We start from the raw sequence: 19123 nt of genomic DNA on the forward strand, positions 1-19123 counted from the left end.
CGGGCGGTTCTCCGGATTGCGAGGTAATGCAGGCGGCCCGGTTCCTGCACCCACCACCGGCGCCGGTAGGGTTAATGCCATGACCGAACAACACTCCGTTCCCAAGCTGGTGGCCGTCCTTGGCGCCAATGGACGCATGGGTGCCGAGGCCGTCAAGGCCATCGATGCCGCGCCCGACATGAAGCTCGTCGCAGCCCTGGGACGGGGTGACTCGCTGGAGCAGCTGCAAGCCTCAGGTGCCCGGTACATGGTGGACCTGACGGTTCCCGAAAGCACCGAAGCGAACGTCCGCTTCGCCGTCGAGCATGGCATCCACGCCGTGGTGGGAACCACGGGCTGGGACGCGGGGCGGCTGTCCGCGCTGGAGTCCCTGCTGGCAGGGCACCCGGACACCGGCGTGCTCATCGCACCCAACTTCGCCCTCGGCTCGGTGCTGGCCTCGGCCTTCGCTGCGAGGGCGTCCAAGTACTTCGAGTCGGTGGAGATCATCGAGTTGCACCATCCGGACAAGGTGGACGCTCCTTCCGGGACCGCGGTCCGTACCGCAGAGCTGATCGCCGCCGAACGCCGTGCAGCGCACGTTCCGCCCAGCCCCGATGCAACCACCAGCGAACGTGGGGGGGCGCGCGGCTGTGAAGTGGACGGCGTACGGGTCCACAGCGTCCGGCTCCGCGGCCTCGTTGCACACCAGGAAGTGCTGCTGGGCGGCCCCGGTGAGCAGCTGACCTTCCGCCACGATTCCTTCGACCGCGCCTCGTTCATGCCGGGGGTGCTCCTGGGCGTACGTAACGTCGCGGCACACCCGGGCCTGACCGTCGGCCTGGACGGTTACCTGGATTTGGGGCTCTAGGCCTTGAACAGTTTCCTTGCCGGCTTCCGGATGAACCGAACCAAGATCTGGGTGGGCGCGGTAACGCTGTTGCTGGTCTTCTACCTGGTGGTGTCCTTCCAGCGCTCCCTCCTGCTCCTGACGGACAGCAACCTGACCGCCAAGGCCATCGGCGCCGCCTACCTGGTGTTGCCCATTGTTGGCGCCTGGGCTTTGATTCGCGAGCTGATGTTCGGTGCCCGCACAGAACAGATGGCCAAGGTCCTCGAGGCTGAAGGCGGCCTTCCGGTGGACGAACTCCCACGCACGCCGGGCGGCCGCATAGTCCGGGCCGCAGCGGATGCCGAGTTCGAAAAATACCGGGCCGAAGCCGAGGCAGCTCCCGACGACTGGCGTTCCTGGTTCCGGTTGAGCTGCGCCTACGATGCCGCCGGGGACCGCAAACGTGCGCGGGCATCCATGCGTGACGCCATGAGGCTTTACACCACCGCGTCCTAGAACCGGTCCTTCGCGAGGCTTGTTCCAGGCTTCGCCGTGGCTGGCTTCCTGCGATGGGCATTTCTGCCCATCGCAGTTCTGTGCCGCCCCCGGTAGGTTCATTCAGTAAAACTCTTTAGCTTTGGGGGAAAGCATGAGGTTGGCGGTGTCCATGCCATGGGCGTGGTTCAGCGGCTCCTCGGGCAACGATCCCGGGCAGCCGCATCCCTGGACAGAAGGACCATCCATGAGCCACCCGAATTTCCCCCGCCCGCCGCAGAGCGGACCTGCCGCTCCGCCAATTCCGCCACCGTCCACGTTTGGGGCACAGCCCACCTTTGGCGGGCAGTACCCCACAGGCCCGCAGGCGGAATACCACCCGGGGCCCCACGGCAGTGCTCCCTCCGCCGGCGGGCCGCGGAAGTCCTTTATGACCACCTGGATCCTGTCGCTCCTGCTGGGTACATTCGGTGCGGACCGCTTCTACCTTGGCAAGATCGGCTCCGGCGTCGCCAAACTGCTGACGGCCGGCGGCCTTGGCATCTGGGCCATCGTGGATTTGGTCGTGACATTGACGGGAAACACCAGGGACAAGGATGGGCGCCCGCTGGCGGGCTACCCGGAGAACAAAAAGAAGGCCTGGATCATCACCGGCGTCGTCTGGCTCGTGAGCATTATCACCGGAATCCTGCTGACCATCATGTCCATGGCCATGGTCGCTGCCGCCCTTGAGCACCGAAAGATCACGGCGGCTCCCCAGCTTCCGTCGGCCTCCCAGGCTGCGCCCGCCCCGTCAAATGGATCCACACTGGGCGGTTCCGCCCCGCCGGGTGGAACCACGCCGGGCGGTTCCGGTGCAAACTCTTTCGTGGCCACGGTGTCTGAAGGCAACACGGTGAAGGTTAGCGTCCTCGACTCCATTTACACGGCCGAAATACCCGGCATGACCTACATGCAGCCGAAGAATGGCGGTTTCCTGGCGGTCAAGGTTTCGTGGGAGACGCTGACCGGAAGCAGCTTCTCCAGCCCATCGAATTTCAAGGTCTATGACGCCGAGGGCAAAGAGGGTGAACTGGTCTACCTGGACGATGGGCTGGGGGCCCTGCCCTCTGATGAGGTAGGTGCCGGCGACCTGCGCCAGGGCGTCATCGCGTTTGACGTGACGAAGGGGCCTGTCCAGGTTGTTGTCAACGATGACTATGGCGACAAGACGGCCACCTTCACGCTGACTCCGCACTAGCAGGCCACGCAGGCACCCGGATAAAGGAAGGAACCCGTGGCCCACCTTGTGGTGGGCCACGGGTTCCTTTTCATTCCAGGTGACGCCCGCAGGCCAGGTCCAAAACCCGTGTCAGGACAAGGCCTTGAGGCCGCCCCGGCCCACCAGGCTCGCCGCATGGCCTGCCCACTCCAGGGGGCCGCGCCACGACAGCCGGGCAAAGACAATGCCGACAGTGATGGCGGCGGCAGCCTGGGCAAAGAACATCCCGTCCTCGGTCCAGCCGGCGGGCAGGGGCTTCAGGTAGAAGCCGGACACCACCCAGACGTGGATGGTGTACAGGGTCAGCGTCATGGCGCCGGCTCCCCGCAGCGGCAGCAGCAGGTCCAGGTCCACCCACTCAGCGAGGCGCCCCAGGAGCAGGCATGCGCCGATGACGGCCGCCGCCACAGCTGAGGTGTGCAGCAGGTCAAGCGGAGTGGCCGAATGCGGTGCGGCCGACGCCAGCCACCACCACGATCCCTCTTGGGAAATGCCGGTCAGGTTCACCTGCAGAACGCTGCCCAGCGGGTAACCCGGTGAATTGAGGGCCTTCTCCAGCGCTGCCCGGCCGCCCCAGTCCTCCATAGCCGCGGTACCCAGGGTCTTGGCCGCCACGGCCACCACCGTTCCGCCCACCAGCAACAGCACGGGGACCAGCGCCTTGGCGAGGACCAGGCGGCCGATCGCGAGCCCCACCAGCAGGTAGGACAGCCACTGGAACACAGGGTAGTAACCGGTGAAGAAAACGTCCGCGAGCAGCCGGAAAGGCGTTCCCAGGTCTTCCCAGCTTGGGTTGTGGCCCAGCTTCAGGGGTGGTTCAGGGGCAAGCAACCAGGGCCGCAACAGGTATGCCAGCACCGGCGCGGCAAGGATCCAGCCAGCAGCCCATGCGCACAGCGGCTTCGCGCCAAGCCCCAGGAAGGGGAGGATGCACTGGAACAGCACGGCGTAGTGGACCAGGATAATGGCCACATTCACTTCCAGGCCGCCCAAGGTAAGTCCGACGGCGGCAATCACCAGGGCGCGCAGCGCCACGCCCCGACGGGCCGCGGAGAGTTCGGTGCCGTCGAACGGCTTGTTCTTGCCGGTGGACAGGGCAAGTCCAACGCCGGCCAACACGGCGAAGAGAGCTGCGGCCCGCCCTGAGAAGGTGAGGCCGATCCAGGTTGGCGTGAGGTTTGCATTCGATTCGAACGTCGGCAGCAGGTGGGTGGCCATCATGCCCAGCAGCGCCAAGCCCCGGGCCGCGTCGATTCCCCGAAGGCGTCCCGGTTGTTGCCGGCCCGGGGCCTTGCGGGACCGGGTGGCCGGGGTTCGGGACGTCATGAGCAGATCGTCTCACATGCAGTGGCGGCCTTGCTGCCAAGCAGGGAACGACAGTGCTCGAGGCTGAGGTCGAGGGACCGCGGGCCTTGTATTCGAATATATGTTCGAATAGCATGGCTGTATGGAGATGACATCATCGGGAGCGCCCGCACCCCAGGGGCGCCGGCAGCCGGGAAACCTGCAGCCGGGAAACCTGCAGCCGGGGAGCCTGTCGGACGGACCCAGCCCGGCCGGCCGTCCACCTGGAGATCCTGACGCCGCAGCGGGGCCGCTGAGGGCTATGAGCCCGGGAGTCGTGGACTACCTGTTCCGCCAGCTTGTCTCCGGGCGGCCGGCCGAGGATGTCGCGTGGGAGCGGGAAGGCATCAGCCTTGCTGCCCAGCCGGAGGGAGCGGAACTGGCGCGCCGGCTTGCGGAAACGGATCTCGACGCCCTGACGCCCACGGAGTTGTTCCACTACGTGCGGGCGGCGCAGCGGCTCGCATCCTGGGCAGAGGGCCTCCGGCAGTCCGCTCTCGGCCGCTATTGCCATGCCGGAGTGGACGCGCCACGGCCAGGGCGGCGCAGTATTTGACGCTCGTCACGCCCGTGGCATTGTCCTAACCAGCCAGGGACAGGGTAACGTTTTTTCCATGGCTGACTCTTCCGCGCACATCCCTGCCCTCGGTACCCTCCTGACCGCCATGGTCACGCCGTTCACCAAGGACGGCGCAGTGGATTACGATCAGGCGGCAGCGCTGGCCAGCAAGCTGGTCGACGACGGCTGTGACGGCCTGGTGGTCACCGGCACCACCGGCGAGACCTCCACGCTGACGGACGAAGAGAACCTCGGTATGTTCCGCGCCGTCAAAGACGCCGTGGGCGGCCGGGCGGCCATCATTGCCGGTACCGGCACCAACGACACCGCGCACTCGGTCCACCTTTCCCAGCAGGCAGCTGCCCTCGGCGTCGACGGCCTCCTCCTGGTGACCCCGTACTACAACAAGCCCAGCCAGGCCGGCGTCCGCGCCCACTTCGAGACCATCGCCTCCGCCGTGGACGTACCCGTCATGCTCTACGACATCCCCGGCCGCTCCTCCATCCCGATCGAAGCCGACACCATGATCCGGCTGGCACAGCACCCCAACATCGTCGCCGTCAAGGACGCCAAGGCGGATCTCACTGCAGCCACGCGCGTCATGGCGGAAACCGACCTCCTGTTCTACTCGGGCGATGACGGGCTGACCCTTCCCTGGATGGCGCTGGGCGCCGTCGGCCTTGTCGGTGTCACCACCCACGTTGCCACCCGCCGCTTCCGTGAGCTCATCGACGCCGTGAACGCCAACGACCTTGGGACTGCACGCAAGATCAACTTCGAGCTGCAGCCTGTGGTGCGCGCAACCATGACCCGCGTCCAGGGCGCCGTGGCGGCCAAACAGATTCTTAAATGGCAGGGAGTCCTGCCCAACTCGATTGTCCGTTTGCCCCTCGTGGAGCCGGACGAAGCCGAGATCGAAACCATCCGCGGGGATTTGGCGGAAGCTGGGCTGGTCTTCTCCTGAGGCTAAGACCAGCATCCTTCCGCCTGGAAAGAAGTGCACTATGACCCAAACTGCCCTTACCGGCCTTGTTACACCTCCACGACTGCCCCAGGGCACCCTGCGGATCGTCCCGCTTGGCGGGCTGGGGGAGATCGGCCGGAACATGGCCGTGTTCGAAATCGACGGCAAACTGCTCATCGTGGACTGCGGCGTCCTCTTCCCTGAGGAGACCCAGCCCGGCGTTGACCTGATCCTGCCGGACTTCTCCTACATCGAGGACCGGATGGACGACGTCGTGGCCGTGGTCCTCACGCACGGCCACGAGGACCACATCGGCGCAGTGCCCTACCTGCTGCGCCTCCGCAACGACATCCCGCTGGTGGGATCGCAGCTGACCCTCGCCCTGATCGAGGCGAAGCTGCAGGAACACCGCATCCGGCCGTACACGCTAACGGTCGAAGAGGGCCAGGTGGAGAAATTCGGGCCGTTCGAATGCGAGTTCGTCGCCGTCAACCACTCCATCCCGGACGCCCTCGCCGTGTTCATCCGTACCGCCGGCGGCACGGTCCTGCACACCGGCGACTTCAAGATGGACCAGCTGCCGCTGGACGGACGCATCACCGACCTTCGGCACTTCGCCAAACTCGGTGAAGAGGGCGTGGACCTCTTCATGTCCGACTCCACCAACGCTGACGTGCCCGGATTCACCACCGCCGAGAAGGAAATCGGCCCCACGCTGGAGCGGCTTTTCGGGCAGGCCACCAAGCGCATCATCGTGGCGTCCTTCTCGTCCCACGTGCACCGCGTGCAGCAGGTCCTCGATGCCGCGGCCAAGCACAACCGCAAGGTTGCCTTCGTGGGCCGCTCCATGGTCCGCAATATGGCCATCGCGGAAAAACTGGGTTACCTGGACGTCCCGGCCGGGCTCGTTGTGGATATCAAGAACATCGACAACCTGCCGGACAATCGCGTGGTACTCATGTCCACCGGCTCCCAGGGCGAGCCCATGGCCGCCCTGTCCCGGATGGCTAACGGCGACCACCGGGTGGTGGTGGGCGACGGCGATACCGTCATCCTGGCCTCCAGCCTTATTCCCGGCAACGAAAATGCGGTATTCCGGATCATCAACGGCCTCCTCAAGCTGGGCGCCGACGTCATCCACAAGGGCAACGCCAAGGTCCACGTCTCGGGGCACGCAGCGGCCGGCGAACTCCTCTACTGCTACAACATCCTCGAGCCGCTCAACGCGATGCCCGTGCACGGCGAAACCCGCCACCTGATCGCCAACGGCAAGATCGCCATCGAGTCCGGTGTCCCGGACGCCAGCGTCATCCTCGCGGACAACGGCACGGTCATCGACCTTCGTGACCACCAGGCAGACATTGTGGGCCAGGTGGAGGTCGGCTTTATCTACGTCGACGGCTCCAGCGTGGGTGAAATCACTGACGCGGACCTCAAGGACCGCCGTATCCTGGGCGACGAAGGCTTTATCTCGATCATCACGGTGGTCCACCGCGCCACCGGCAAGGTGGTGTCCGGGCCCGAAATCCATGCCCGCGGCGTTGCCGAGGATGATTCGGTGTTCGACGACATCATCCCCAAGATCAATGCGGCACTGGAAGAGGCAGTCCAGAACCACGCCGACCACACCAGCCACCAGCTCCAGCAGGTGGTCCGCCGGGTTGCGGGCACGTGGGTCAACCGCAAGCTGCGCCGCAAGCCCATGATCATCCCGGTGGTGCTCGAGGCCTGACCGTCCTTGCCGCCGGCTCCGGCCCGTTCTCCCGTTGCAGGCAGGAGTGCGGGCCGGACGCATTTAGCCGCGGTTGGGGACCGTCCCGGCCCCGATATCCCCGGAATCACAGCATGCTTCCGGTAGCGTGGCTACTATGGCCACACGTACTACTTCCGCGCCCAAAGGTACCGGCAGGGGCAGCTCCGGCAGCAAACCCGGGAGCTCCACCGGCCGCGGAACCGGCTCCACCGCCGGCAAGGCAGGGCGCGGCGGCTCATCCACTACCGCCCGCACCCGCCAGCTTCCCGCCGTCGAACACCACGAGCCCTGGCTGTTGCGAGTGGTGGGCGGAGCCTGGCTGGGAATTGGCCATGTGGTGGGCGGGGGAGTGCGCCGCATCGGCCACGATGTCAGTGACCTTCCTGCCGGGGACCGCCGCGACGGCGCCGCGCTGTTCAACCTGGCGCTGGGGGTCTTCATCGCCACGTTCGCCTGGTGGGGGCTGACGGGCTGGTTCCCGGACGCCGTCTACGCCGTGGTGAACGGCACCTTCGGCTGGATTTCCCTGCTGCTTCCGCTCATGCTTTTCGTCTGTGCCTTCCGGTTGTTCCGGAAGCCTTCCGATGGCCGGGGCAACAACAGGGTGGGCATCGGCTTCCTGATCATGACGTTCGCCGGCTGCGGGATGGCGCACATCCTGGGCGGCCAGCCCACCGTGGCCGACGGCTTCAACGGCCTCCGCAAAGCCGGCGGCATGCTCGGCTTCCTGGCCGCCACACCGCTGGCCGCCATCCATCCCGCCGTGCCCGTGGCCCTCTACGGCCTGCTCGCCTTTGTCTCACTGCTGATCATCACGGCCACCCCGTTCACGGCCATTCCGCGCCGCCTTCGCGGTGCCTACGAGCACCTCATGGGCATCGACCTGATGGACCAGGATCACGCCGGCGACGTCCACGACCGCAGCTACCTTGAGCGCGCGGCCCCCGCCGCACCCAGGAAGAAGAAGCGCAGGCTTTTTGGGAAGAACGAAGAGCCAGAGGCAGGCCTTGAGGGCTACGTAGGCGACGAGGCCTTCGAACACGCCGTCATCGACGACGACGAGCGCGAACCCGCACGCCCCGCACCAGGCGTGCGGCGGCCCACCCAGGCGGAGATCGCCGTCGAAAAGATCAAGGCAGCCCAGGGCCTGGGCGCCGGCTCCCACGCGGCAGCGCCGGACAACGCCACCGAGGCCATCCCGCTGGTGATCCCCGGCGCGGCCGCTCCGGGGAAGCCAGCAGCCGCCGCACCTACCGTGCCTTCGAACCCGGTGGCACCCGCGCCGCCGCCCGTACCCATCCCGCAGCGCACGGAGCAGCTGTCCCTCGCCGGCGATGTCACATACACCCTGCCGGCATCGGACTACCTGACCCCGGGGTCCATCCCGAAGGAGCGCACCGAAGCCAACGACGCCGTCGTCGCTGCCCTGACCGACACCCTCACGCAGTTCAACGTCGATGCCACCGTGACCGGTTTCAGCCGCGGTCCCACCGTCACCCGGTACGAGATCGAACTCTCGCCCGGCACCAAGGTGGAGCGTGTCACGGCGCTGTCCAAGAACATCTCGTACGCGGTGGCGTCCAGCGACGTCCGCATCCTTAGCCCCATCCCCGGCAAGTCGGCAATCGGCATCGAGATCCCCAACACGGACCGCGAGACCGTCTCCCTGGGCGATGTGCTCCGCAGCCAGAACGCCCGGCGCACCGACCACCCGATGGTCATGGGCGTGGGCAAGGACGTTGAGGGCGGCTACGTGGTGGCCAACCTGGCCAAGATGCCGCACCTGCTGGTGGCCGGTGCCACCGGTGCCGGTAAGTCATCCTTCGTGAACTCGATGATCACCTCCATCCTGATGCGCGCCACCCCCGACGAGGTGCGCATGGTCATGGTGGACCCCAAGCGTGTGGAACTGACCGCCTACGAGGGCGTCCCGCACCTCATCACGCCGATCATCACCAACCCCAAGAAGGCCGCCGAAGCGCTGCAGTGGGTGGTGCGTGAAATGGACGCCCGCTACGACGACCTCGCCAACTACGGCTTCAAGCACATCGACGACTTCAACAAGGCGGTGCGGGCCGGCAAGGTCATCCCGCCCGAGGGTTCCAAGCGCGTCATCCGGCCGTACCCGTACCTCCTGGTGATCGTCGATGAACTCGCTGACCTGATGATGGTGGCCCCGCGCGACGTGGAAGACTCCATTGTCCGCATTACCCAGCTTGCCCGTGCCGCGGGCATCCACCTGGTGCTGGCCACCCAGCGGCCGTCCGTGGATGTGGTCACCGGCCTGATCAAGGCCAACGTGCCCTCCCGCATGGCCTTCGCCACCTCCTCCGTCACCGACTCCCGCGTGGTCCTGGACCAGCCCGGCGCCGAAAAGCTCATCGGCCAGGGTGACGCGCTCTTCCTGCCCATGGGCGCCTCCAAGGCAATGCGCGTCCAGGGCGCCTGGGTCACGGAGTCGGAAATCCACAAGGTCGTGGAGCATGTCAAGGGCCAACTGCAGGCCGTCTACCGTGACGACGTCGCTCCCGAGGCGGAAAAGAAGCAGATCGACGACGACATCGGCGACGACCTCGAGGTGCTCCTGCAGGCCACCGAACTGGTGGTCACCACGCAGTTCGGTTCAACGTCCATGCTGCAGCGCAAGCTGCGCGTCGGCTTCGCCAAGGCCGGGCGCCTGATGGACCTGCTCGAATCCAGGGGAGTGGTGGGGCCCTCCGAGGGCTCCAAAGCCCGCGATGTCCTGGTCAAGCCGGACGACCTTGCCGCTGTCCTCGCGGCAATGAAGGGCCAGGAAGCTCCCGCGGCGCCTGACTCGCAGACCGCCGCGCTCAGCGACAACGCCAACGCCAACATCGCCCAGGGCGGCTATGCCGAGGACCTGGTGGCCGCCGACCTGGACCAACGGAAGCAGAACGTTGAATATTACGACGGTTCGGATTCCGCTCCCGGCGGGTACGGCGATGACGACGACGGCTCCGAGGACGCCTGGTCCCTCACCGGGCGCTAGCCCGGTAGCCTAGAAACGTGACTAGCACCGATGCAACCGCCGCCGGCCGAGGCCGTGCCGGGGTCTGGAACCTTCCCAACGTCCTGACCATGATCCGCATCGCGCTGGTCCCGTTTTTCGTTTGGTTCCTCGTGGCGGATGCTCCCGGGCTGCACAGCGTCTCCGGACCGTGGCGATGGGCAGCGGTGGCGGCGTTCGCCGTCGCCATCTACACGGACAAGCTCGACGGCGACATCGCCAGGAGCCGGAACCTCGTCACCGACTTCGGCAAGATCGCCGACCCCATCGCCGACAAGCTCCTTATCGGCTCAGCGCTTGTGATGCTGTCCCTGCTGGGTGAGCTCCCCTGGTGGGCAACCGTCGTGATCCTGGTGCGGGAATGGGGCATCACTGCCCTGCGCTTCTTCGTGATCCGCTACGGCGTCATCCCCGCCTCCCGCGGCGGCAAGCTCAAGACCGTTGTGCAGACCGCGGCGATCTTCCTGTACCTGCTGCCTTTCGCGGCATTCGCTCCATGGATGTCCTGGGTGGCGTTCGCCGTCATGATGGCCGCCGTGGCCATCACGCTGTGGACTGGCGTCGAATACGTGGTTGAAGCGCTGCGGCTGCGTGCCAACGGCAAGCGCCAGGCAGGGACCGTGGAAGGGCGGGAACAAGCGTGAGCAACCTTCATCAACTGGCCGCCCAGGCCGTCAGGCAAGCGCTCGAGTCCGGGCAGACCGTCGCCACGGCGGAATCATTGACGGCCGGCATGGTTTCCGCGGTCCTGGCCGATACGCCCGGAGCATCCGGCATGCTGCAGGGCGGCGTGGTGGCCTACCAGAACTCCGTGAAGGATGCGGTGCTGCACGTGCCCGCCGACCTGCTGGCCCGTGCCGGCTCCGTCGACCCCGACGTAGCCCGTGCCATGGCTGCCGGGGCGCGTACTGTCCTCGGCGCCGACGTCGGGCTTTCCACCACGGGCGTCGCCGGTCCCGAGGCCCACGACGGCAAGCCCGTGGGCCGGGTCTATATCGGAATTGCCACCGCTGCCGGAACCGCCGGGTTCGAGTACACCTTCACCGGCAGCCGGCCGGACATCCGGGCCGCTGCCTGCGGGGCGGCCCTGGAAAGACTCCTCGAGGCCTTGTCCGGCTGACCTTTGCGGGGCGCGAAGTTACCGCGCGTAAAGTTACCGGGAACAAAAGCCGGTACCGATTAGTTATTACATTGTGTCGCTTCCGGAGAGCGGAGGCGCCTAGGATGAAATGACCAAGACGGGTCCGCCGGCGGCGGACCCGACCAAAGAGGGAGCAAGGCGATACAGATGGTAAAGCAGCCCGTATCCGTGAACGGCGTTGTCCGCTGGAAGGATGTGGGCCTCGCCGAACAGGCTAAGAGCGAACAGAAGGAGCGCAAGATGGTTGTACTTCGTCACGAAATTGGTGATGTCCTGCGCGATGTCCGCCAGCGTCAGGGGCGCACGCTCCGTGAAGTTTCGCACAGTGCCCGTGTCTCCCTGGGATACCTCAGCGAAGTGGAGCGCGGCCAGAAGGAAGCCTCGTCAGAGCTTCTGTCCTCGATCTGCTCGGCACTGGATGTTCCGTTGTCAAGCATGCTCCGCGAGGTCAGTGACCGCGTGGCCGTAGCCGAAGGCGTCGCAGTTCCGGACACCGTTCCGCAGGAATTCTCCCAGCGCTACGGCCGTGACCTGGAACGCGACCTCAACACTGAACTGAACGACGAACTCTCCACGGGCCTCCTCTCCGGCGCCCGGTAAAGGTACCTCCACCCGAGGATGGGCCTTGGAAAGCAGGAAGCCCCCGGCCGCGCCGGGGGCTTCCTGCTGTTTCCTAGCCCTCCTCTACGGGGGATGCCTCTGCGGCTTCCCTGGGGAACCCGTCACGCTCATAGGTGGAGTTCAGCTTGGCCATGCAGCGGGCCAGTTCCTGCAGCTCCTCCACCGGCCACTCGCGCAGCCGCTCCTGGAAGACCTGGCGCCGGGCGTCCTGGACCTGGTGCATCTTCTCTTCGCCCTTTGGCGTCAGCCGGATGGACTGGGCCCGGCGGTCCAGTGGGTCCGCTTCCTTCGATACCAGCCCCAGGCTTTCCAGGAAGGCAATCTGCCGGCTGACCGACGGCTTGCCCACTCCGATGTTCATCGCAAGCTCGGTCAGCCGGATGGGTCCTTCCCGGCGGATCACCGTCAACAGCCCGTACGCGGCAGGCTCCATGTCGGGATGGACTTCGCGCGAGAGTTGGTTGGAAATGGCCCGGGCCCGCCGCCAAAAGAGGCTGATCTGGTGTTCGACATTCTGCAGCGCGGTGTCGGCGGCGTCATTGCCTGTGTCCTGCCACGGCGGGAGATCCGGGGAGTTGCTCATGGCAATAATTCTAGGGTCCCCACTCATGAGAGGATTTACCGATGCGAATCAGCGAGTACTGGCGTCTCATGGATGACGAGTTCGGCACAGGGTACTCCCGCGTGCTGAGCAGTACCCTGGTTCTTGCCGGCGTCGGCGGGCGCACCGCTGACCAGGCCCTGGCCGCGGGTGTCGAGCCGCGCAGGGTCTGGCTTGCGGTCTGCGACGTCCAGGACGTTCCGGCGGAACGGCGGCTTGGCCGCGACATCGCCCCACGCCGCGATTAGCAGCGGTGCCCGTGCTGGTTCGGCCGGCCGGGACCCTGCCGCCTGACACGCCGCAGGAGCTCCACTCTTCGAATACCTGTTCGGATAACGCTATGCTTTTTCTATCGGGTTTATCCACATAGCCGTTGTCCTCCAGCCGGAATGTCAGTGGGTCCCCTTAGCGTCAGAGATGACCAATACAACGGCCGCGAAGGCCACCATCGAGAAAGCATTAGAGGTGTCAACCATGGCGGCAGCCCCGGATCGTGCAAAAGCGCTGGAAGCAGCGCTTGCCCAGATTGACAAGCAGTTCGGCAAGGGCTCGGTCATGCGCCTGGGCGATGAAGTCCGTGCGCCGATCGAAGTCATCCCCACCGGCTCCATCGCACTGGACGTCGCCCTTGGCATTGGCGGGCTCCCGCGCGGCCGCGTCATCGAAATCTACGGTCCTGAATCCTCGGGTAAGACCACCGTCGCCCTGCATGCTGTAGCAAGTGCCCAGCGCGCCGGCGGGATCGCCGCCTTCATCGACGCCGAGCACGCCCTTGACCCGGACTACGCCGCCAAACTGGGCGTGGACACAGATGCCCTCCTCGTCTCCCAGCCGGACACCGGCGAGCAGGCCCTGGAGATCATGGACATGCTGGTCGGCTCCGGCTCGCTGGACATCGTCGTCATCGACTCCGTCGCCGCCCTGGTGCCGCGAGCCGAAATCGAAGGCGACATGGGTGACAGCCACGTCGGCCTCCAGGCGCGGCTCATGAGCCAGGCCCTGCGTAAGATCACCGGCCGCCTGAGCCAGACCAAGACCACCGCCATCTTCATCAACCAGCTCCGTGAAAAGATTGGCGTCTTCTTCGGTTCCCCGGAAACCACCACCGGTGGTAAGGCCCTTAAGTTCTACGCGTCGGTCCGCATCGACGTCCGGCGGATCCAGACCCTCAAGGAAGGCGCCGATTCGGTCGGCAACCGGACCAAGGCCAAGATCGTCAAGAACAAGATGGCTCCGCCTTTCAAGGTGGCCGAGTTCGACATCATCTATGGCCAGGGCATCTCCCGCGAAGGCGGCATCATCGATATGGGCGTGGAGCACGGCATCATCAAGAAGTCGGGCTCCTGGTTCACCTACGACGGTGACCAGCTGGGCCAGGGCATGGAAAACTCGCGCAGGTTCCTCCGCGACAACCCCGAGCTGGCGGCCGAGCTGGAGCGCCTCATCAAGGAAAAGCTTGGCGTCGGAGTCAAACCTGCCGAAGACGGGTCCAAGGACACGCCAAAGCTGAAAGCCGTCGACGGGTTCTAGCCCTTGACCGGACCACGAACACGGCGGGCCCGTTCCGGCACCCCTTCAACGGGGCCGTCGGACGGGTTCGGCGTGCCTGAGGACCCGCACGCCGCGGACGCCGAACCGGACCCGTTCACGGTTGCGCAGACCATCGTGTACCGGCAGCTGACGGTGGCGCCCAAGAGCAGGCTGCAGCTTGCCCGGAAGCTGGCGGAACGGAACATCCCCGAACACGTCGCCGAGGCAGTGCTGGACAAGTTCCAGGACGTCCGCTTGATCAATGACGCCGAGTTTGCGGACATGTGGGTCAGGAGCCGCGCCCAGTCCCGCAAGCTCGCCAAGGGTGCCCTCAGGCGTGAGCTCGCTGAAAAGGGCATCGACCAGGAGACTGCCGCTTCAGCGCTGGAACAACTGACCGACGCTGACGAGGAAGCCGCTGCGCGCGCCCTGGTGGAGCGCAAGCTTCGGCCCGGGACGGATCTGTCCGGTCCGGGGGACCGGGACAAGGCCGTCCGGCGGTTGGCTTCCATGCTGGCGAGAAAGGGCTACCAGCCCTCGCAGGCGTTCCGGATCGTCAACGAGGTCCTCGATTCCCAGCAGGGCCCCGACAGCGGCCGGCTGCAAAGCCGGTACCCTTAACGGGTGAGTTTGACCATTCCTTCCCCCCAATCCGACGCCACCCCTTCCGTCGAAGCAGGGGCCGTGCCGCAAACCGGAGCGTTGCCCCGCACCTATCAGGTGCGCACCTTCGGCTGCCAAATGAACGTCCACGACTCGGAGCGGATGTCCGGCCTGCTCGAGGCCGCGGGCTACGTTCCGGCGGAGGGCGAGCACGCCGACGTCGTGGTCTTCAACACCTGCGCGGTCCGGGAAAACGCAGACAACAAGCTGTACGGCAACCTGGGCATCCTGGCCCCCGTGAAGGCGGCCAACCCCGGCATGCAGATCGCCGTGGGCGGTTGCCTGGCGCAAAAGGACCGCGAGACCATCCTCAAGAAGGCGCCGTGGGTGGACGCAGTCTTCGGCACCCACAACGTTGGTGCCCTGCCTGCCCTCCTGGACCGGGCGCGGCACAACAATGAAGCGCAGCTGGAGATCCTTGAATCCCTGGACGTCTTCCCTTCCACGCTGCCCACCAAACGCGACTCCGTCTACTCCGGCTGGGTGTCCATCTCCGTAGGTTGCAACAACACCTGCACCTTCTGCATCGTGCCGGCCCTCCGTGGCAAGGAAAAAGACCGCCGGCCCGGGGAGATTCTCGCCGAGATCCAGGCACTCGTGGACGACGGCGCCATCGAAGTCACCCTGCTCGGCCAGAACGTCAACTCTTACGGGGTCGAGTTCGGGGACCGGCAGGCCTTTTCCAAACTCCTGCGTGCATGCGGGGAGATCGAGGGGCTGGAACGCGTCCGCTTCACCAGCCCACACCCGGCGGCTTTCACCGATGACGTCATCGACGCCATGGCGGAGACGCCCAACGTGATGCCGCAGCTCCACATGCCGCTGCAATCCGGGTCGGACCGCATCCTCCAGGCCATGAAGCGGTCCTACCGGTCCACCAAGTTCCTGGGCATCCTGGACAAGGTCCGGGACAAGATTCCGCACGCCGCCATCTCCACCGACATCATCGTGGGATTCCCGGGCGAAACGGAAGAAGACTTCCAAGCCACCCTGGACGTGGTGGAAAAGTCCCGCTTTGCCACCGCCTTCACGTTCCAGTACTCGAAGCGCCCCGGCACACCCGCCGCCGACCTCCCCGACCAGCTGCCCAAGGCCGTGGTCCAGGAACGCTTCGAGCGCCTTACCGCCCTGCAGGACCGAATCGCCGCGGAGGAAAACCGGAAGCAGCTTGGCCGCCGGCTCGAGGTCATGGTGACCGCGCAGTCCGGGCGGAAGTCGGAGGAAACCCACCGGCTGTCCGGCCGGTCGCAGGACCAGCGGCTGGTCCACTTCTCGGTCCCGCAGGGTGCTCCCGCCCCCAGGCCCGGGGACCTCGTCACTGTCACCATTACCGAGGCAGCGGCTTTCCACCTGGTCTCCGATCCGACGCTTGAGGACTACAGCCTTCGCCGGTCACGGGCGGGGGACGCGTGGGACAGGTCCCAGGCCGACTCCTGCGGAGCACCAGTCCCCGGTTCCGGAGGGGAACGGAAGGGCGTCTCGCTCGGCATGCCCTCACTGCCGCTGCGCACCCGCTGACAGGTGGCTGCCCCGCCCGTCATCGCCGTCGTCGGTCCCACCGGCTCCGGCAAGTCCGACCTTGCAGTGAACCTTGCCCTCAAGCTGGACGGCGAGGTCATCAACGCGGATGCCATGCAGTTCTACCGAGGTATGGACATCGGGACTGCGAAGATCACGGTGGCCGAGCGCAGGGGAGTGCCGCACCACCTCCTGGACATCCTGGACGTGACTCAGGAAGCCAGCGTCTCCGACTTCCAGCACCAGGCCCGCGGCACCATTGATGACATCCATGCCCGCGGCAAGCGCGCCATCCTGGCCGGCGGCTCCGGGCTGTACGTTCGGGCTGCCCTGGACGTCCTTGAGTTCCCGGGCACGGACCCCGTGCTGCGCGCAAGGCTTGAGGCGGAGCACGCGGAACTTGGCACGGGGGCGCTCCTGGCCAGGCTCCGGACGGTGGATCCCATCTCCGCGGACAGGGTTTCCGATGCGCGGCGGATCATCCGTGCCCTGGAGGTCCAGGAGCTCACCGGGCGGCCCTTCAGCTCCTTCATGCCCCGCCGCGAGTATTACCAGCAGGCCGTCCAGGTGGGCCTCGACGTGGACCGCGGGGTCCTGCGGGAGCGGCTGGCGGCGCGCGTGCACCGGATGGTGGACGCCGGGCTGCTGGACGAGGTCCGGATGCTTGACGCCCGCGGCCTCCGCCGCGGCAAAACCGCGTCACGTGCCCTGGGCTACTCACAGTTCCTGCGGGTCGCGGACGGCGCCTCAACGATGCAGGACGCAGTAGAGGAAACCATCGTGGCTACGCGGCAATTTGCCCGCCGCCAGTTGACCTGGTTCCGCGCAGACCCCCGCATCGCCTGGCTCGACTGGCAGGATCCGGAACTCACAGCCAAGGCAGTGGAGTTGTGCCGTTAGCTGCGGTTTCAGGACCGGCAGCATCCGCCGCTACGCTTGGAATCATGAATGCTACCCCCACCGAAATGACAAGGCCCGCCCTGCGCACACTGAGCGGGCTCCGCTTTTCCAAGGGGCACGGCACCGGCAACGACTTCGTCCTGGTCGCCGATCCCGAGGGGACGCACGTCTTCGGCGCGGACCAGGCCGCCGCACTCTGCGACCGGCACCGTGGGATCGGGGCTGATGGCCTGATCAGGGCCGTCCCGTCCCGCTTCCTCCCGGAGGGCCGTGAACTGCTGGCAGATGCCCCGGACGCGGAATGGTTCATGGATTACCGCAACGCCGACGGCTCGCTGTCCGAAATGTGCGGCAACGGCGTCAGGGTATTCGTCCAGTTCCTGAGGGCCGAGGGCCTGATTGACCTGCCCGACGGCGGATCGCTCACCATTGGCACGCGCGGCGGCGTCAAGACCGTGGTCCGGACCGGCGACGGGTACGCGGTGGACATGGGACCCTGGGAATTCATCTTTCCCGGTGAAGCCAGCGCCAAGGCCATGGATTCCCTTGTCACCGCCGACGGGCTGGAGGTTCCCCGGCCGGCCATCTCCGTCAGCATGGGTAACCCGCACACTGTGGTGGCCCTCGCCGAACTTTCGGAGCTCACGGGCACCCGGCTCTTCACCGCGCCGACCGTTGATCCGGTACCTGAGAACGGGACCAACGTCGAATTCGTGGTTCCCGCAGAACCCCTGGTCCAGGACGGCGTGGGGTCCGTCACCATGCGCGTGCACGAGCGTGGAGTGGGGGAGACCCAGTCCTGCGGGACCGGTGCCTGTGCTGCCGCCGTCGCCATCAGGCACTGGGCCGGGGCCGAAGCCCCCGACGCCTGGCAGGTCCACGTCCCGGGCGGAGTAGTGGGTGTGAAGTTCTTTGCCGGCCCCGGCGGCCACGAACATGTGGAGCTCAGCGGCCCGGCCGTCATTGTGGCGAGCGGGACGCTTTCCTGACCTTCAGGATCCGGAAGGACTTTGACGTGGCCTCGCGGGTCACTGTGAAGGAACTGTCCAGTTCGGCAGCCAGCCAGCGCTGAAGGGAATCAGAGCCAAGGTTCTTCTGTACCACCAGCCACGCGGTCCCGCCCTCTGCCAGGCGCGGCAGCCACACTTTGAGCAGGGCATGCAGCTCGTCCTTGCCGATCCTGATGGGCGGGTTGGACCAGATGGTGTCAAAGCGGATGCCGGGGTCCACGTCCCGGGGCGTGCTGGCGACGACGTTGGACAGCCTCAGTGCTGCGGCGTTCTCGTTGGTCAGGGTGACGCAGCGTTCGTTGACGTCCACCGCATAGACCTTTGATTCAGGGGCCAGCAGGGCCATGGTCAGCGCCACCGGGCCCCAGCCGCACCCGATATCCAGGAGGTTGCCCTTGGGGTGTGGGGCCGGAACTTCGGCCAAGAGCACCGCGGTGCCCTTGTCGATTCCGTCCGGGCTGAAGATGCCCCCGGAGGTGTGGAGCCGTCGGGTCTCACCGGCCAGGTCCACTGTCAGGGGCTTCCGGGTAAAGGGGCCGGCAGGGGACGTGCTGAAATAGTGAGCGGACTCCATAACTGGCCAGATTAGTTCCCCCTGCAGCGTAATGGGAAACCGGCCAGGAGGCCCTCTGCTAGGCTGGAAGGCATGTTCCTGATCTTCGAGTAGCCGGAACGGGCCACGCCCGTCCCGCAGCCTGTCCTCAAGTGACAGCCCGTCCCGCAGCGACGCAGGTTCCCGTACCTTCCGCTGGTGCACCGGCCAGACCGTACGTCTGACCCGGTTGCCGGACAATACTCGAAAGTCAGCCCCCTGCTGCGCTTCCCGCCATTCTCCGGCCTTATTCAGCCCTGCCGCCGTCCTGACGCGGCATTCGAGCCCCGGCATCGCAGCCGGCGGCGAAACTACCCAGGAGAACTGCATGA

The 19123-nt window shown here is 66.2% G+C and carries 19 protein-coding genes; 16 read left to right on the forward strand and 3 right to left on the reverse strand.

What is annotated here, in order from left to right; all coding sequences use genetic code 11:
* Positions 1 to 79: 79 nt before the first annotated feature.
* The 3 genes from dapB to J7I84_RS04640 all read left to right on the forward strand — a co-directional run bounded on the left by dapB (position 80) and on the right by J7I84_RS04640 (position 2546).
* A complete protein-coding gene (dapB, locus tag J7I84_RS04630) occupies positions 80 to 850 on the forward strand; it encodes a 4-hydroxy-tetrahydrodipicolinate reductase (protein WP_214941172.1) in 771 nt (256 codons plus the stop codon).
* A 3-nt stretch (positions 851 to 853) separates the two neighbouring features.
* The gene (locus J7I84_RS04635) at positions 854 to 1327 is read left to right on the forward strand and encodes a hypothetical protein (RefSeq protein WP_214941175.1); all 474 of its coding nucleotides are present in this window, start codon (positions 854 to 856) and stop codon (positions 1325 to 1327) included.
* Between the two features lie 226 nt (positions 1328 to 1553).
* On the forward strand, positions 1554 to 2546 hold the full coding sequence (locus tag J7I84_RS04640) for a TM2 domain-containing protein (protein ID WP_214941178.1): 993 nt from the start codon (positions 1554 to 1556) through the stop codon (positions 2544 to 2546).
* A 111-nt stretch (positions 2547 to 2657) separates the two neighbouring features.
* Here the strand turns inward: J7I84_RS04640 and J7I84_RS04645 are convergent, their stop codons facing one another.
* Entirely contained in the window at positions 2658 to 3893 is a 1236-nt protein-coding gene (locus tag J7I84_RS04645) for a heparan-alpha-glucosaminide N-acetyltransferase domain-containing protein (protein ID WP_214941181.1), read from the reverse strand.
* A gap of 121 nt (positions 3894 to 4014) precedes the next feature.
* Here J7I84_RS04645 and J7I84_RS21435 point away from each other — a divergent pair, with 121 nt between their 5' ends.
* The 7 genes from J7I84_RS21435 (at position 4015) to J7I84_RS04680 (ending at position 11956) form a co-directional block, all read left to right on the forward strand.
* Positions 4015 to 4467 carry a hypothetical protein gene (locus J7I84_RS21435; protein ID WP_251046033.1) on the forward strand — a complete coding sequence of 151 codons (453 nt, stop codon included), beginning with the start codon at positions 4015 to 4017 and terminating at the stop codon, positions 4465 to 4467.
* Between the two features lie 58 nt (positions 4468 to 4525).
* Complete coding sequence (gene dapA / locus J7I84_RS04655; RefSeq protein ID WP_214941184.1) at positions 4526 to 5434, forward strand: 4-hydroxy-tetrahydrodipicolinate synthase; 909 nt, start codon at positions 4526 to 4528, stop codon at positions 5432 to 5434.
* Positions 5435 to 5474: 40 nt separating this feature from the next.
* The gene (locus tag J7I84_RS04660; RefSeq protein WP_214941187.1) at positions 5475 to 7166 is read left to right on the forward strand and encodes a ribonuclease J; all 1692 of its coding nucleotides are present in this window, start codon (positions 5475 to 5477) and stop codon (positions 7164 to 7166) included.
* 136 nt (positions 7167 to 7302) lie between these two features.
* A complete protein-coding gene (locus tag J7I84_RS04665; protein WP_214941190.1) occupies positions 7303 to 10197 on the forward strand; it encodes a DNA translocase FtsK in 2895 nt (964 codons plus the stop codon).
* Positions 10198 to 10214: 17 nt separating this feature from the next.
* Entirely contained in the window at positions 10215 to 10859 is a 645-nt protein-coding gene (gene pgsA, locus J7I84_RS04670) for a CDP-diacylglycerol--glycerol-3-phosphate 3-phosphatidyltransferase (protein WP_214941193.1), read from the forward strand.
* Positions 10856 to 11335, forward strand: coding sequence for a CinA family protein (locus J7I84_RS04675; protein ID WP_214941195.1), 480 nt, complete (start codon positions 10856 to 10858; stop codon positions 11333 to 11335). Before pgsA ends, J7I84_RS04675 begins: the two co-directional genes overlap by 4 nt.
* Before the next feature lie 168 nt (positions 11336 to 11503).
* Positions 11504 to 11956: a helix-turn-helix domain-containing protein gene (locus J7I84_RS04680; protein WP_018771597.1), complete on the forward strand. Its 453-nt coding sequence runs from the start codon at positions 11504 to 11506 to the stop codon at positions 11954 to 11956.
* Positions 11957 to 12029: 73 nt separating this feature from the next.
* Here J7I84_RS04680 and J7I84_RS04685 read toward each other — a convergent pair whose 3' ends face one another.
* On the reverse strand, positions 12030 to 12560 hold the full coding sequence (locus J7I84_RS04685; RefSeq protein ID WP_214941198.1) for a MarR family winged helix-turn-helix transcriptional regulator: 531 nt from the start codon (positions 12558 to 12560) through the stop codon (positions 12030 to 12032).
* A gap of 41 nt (positions 12561 to 12601) precedes the next feature.
* Here J7I84_RS04685 and J7I84_RS04690 point away from each other — a divergent pair, with 41 nt between their 5' ends.
* The 6 genes from J7I84_RS04690 (at position 12602) to dapF (ending at position 18178) form a co-directional block, all read left to right on the forward strand.
* The gene (locus J7I84_RS04690) at positions 12602 to 12826 is read left to right on the forward strand and encodes a DUF3046 domain-containing protein (protein ID WP_214941201.1); all 225 of its coding nucleotides are present in this window, start codon (positions 12602 to 12604) and stop codon (positions 12824 to 12826) included.
* 226 nt (positions 12827 to 13052) lie between these two features.
* Complete coding sequence (gene recA / locus J7I84_RS04695) at positions 13053 to 14108, forward strand: recombinase RecA (protein ID WP_214941401.1); 1056 nt, start codon at positions 13053 to 13055, stop codon at positions 14106 to 14108.
* A gap of 72 nt (positions 14109 to 14180) precedes the next feature.
* Entirely contained in the window at positions 14181 to 14729 is a 549-nt protein-coding gene (locus J7I84_RS04700) for a regulatory protein RecX (protein ID WP_311381063.1), read from the forward strand.
* Between the two features lie 3 nt (positions 14730 to 14732).
* Positions 14733 to 16289 (forward strand): tRNA (N6-isopentenyl adenosine(37)-C2)-methylthiotransferase MiaB, encoded by a 1557-nt coding sequence (miaB, locus tag J7I84_RS04705; RefSeq protein ID WP_396020027.1) that lies wholly within the window; start codon positions 14733 to 14735, stop codon positions 16287 to 16289.
* A 3-nt stretch (positions 16290 to 16292) separates the two neighbouring features.
* Positions 16293 to 17189, forward strand: coding sequence for a tRNA (adenosine(37)-N6)-dimethylallyltransferase MiaA (gene miaA / locus J7I84_RS04710; protein WP_214941207.1), 897 nt, complete (start codon positions 16293 to 16295; stop codon positions 17187 to 17189).
* Between the two features lie 44 nt (positions 17190 to 17233).
* A complete protein-coding gene (gene dapF / locus J7I84_RS04715) occupies positions 17234 to 18178 on the forward strand; it encodes a diaminopimelate epimerase (RefSeq protein ID WP_214941210.1) in 945 nt (314 codons plus the stop codon).
* Here the strand turns inward: dapF and J7I84_RS04720 are convergent.
* The gene (locus tag J7I84_RS04720; protein ID WP_214941213.1) at positions 18150 to 18773 is read right to left on the reverse strand and encodes a class I SAM-dependent methyltransferase; all 624 of its coding nucleotides are present in this window, start codon (positions 18771 to 18773) and stop codon (positions 18150 to 18152) included. The genes dapF and J7I84_RS04720 overlap by 29 nt on opposite strands.
* Positions 18774 to 19123: the final 350 nt, after the last annotated feature.

This window comes from Arthrobacter sp. ISL-85 (assembly GCF_018613675.1).
GTDB lineage: Bacteria > Actinomycetota > Actinomycetes > Actinomycetales > Micrococcaceae > Arthrobacter.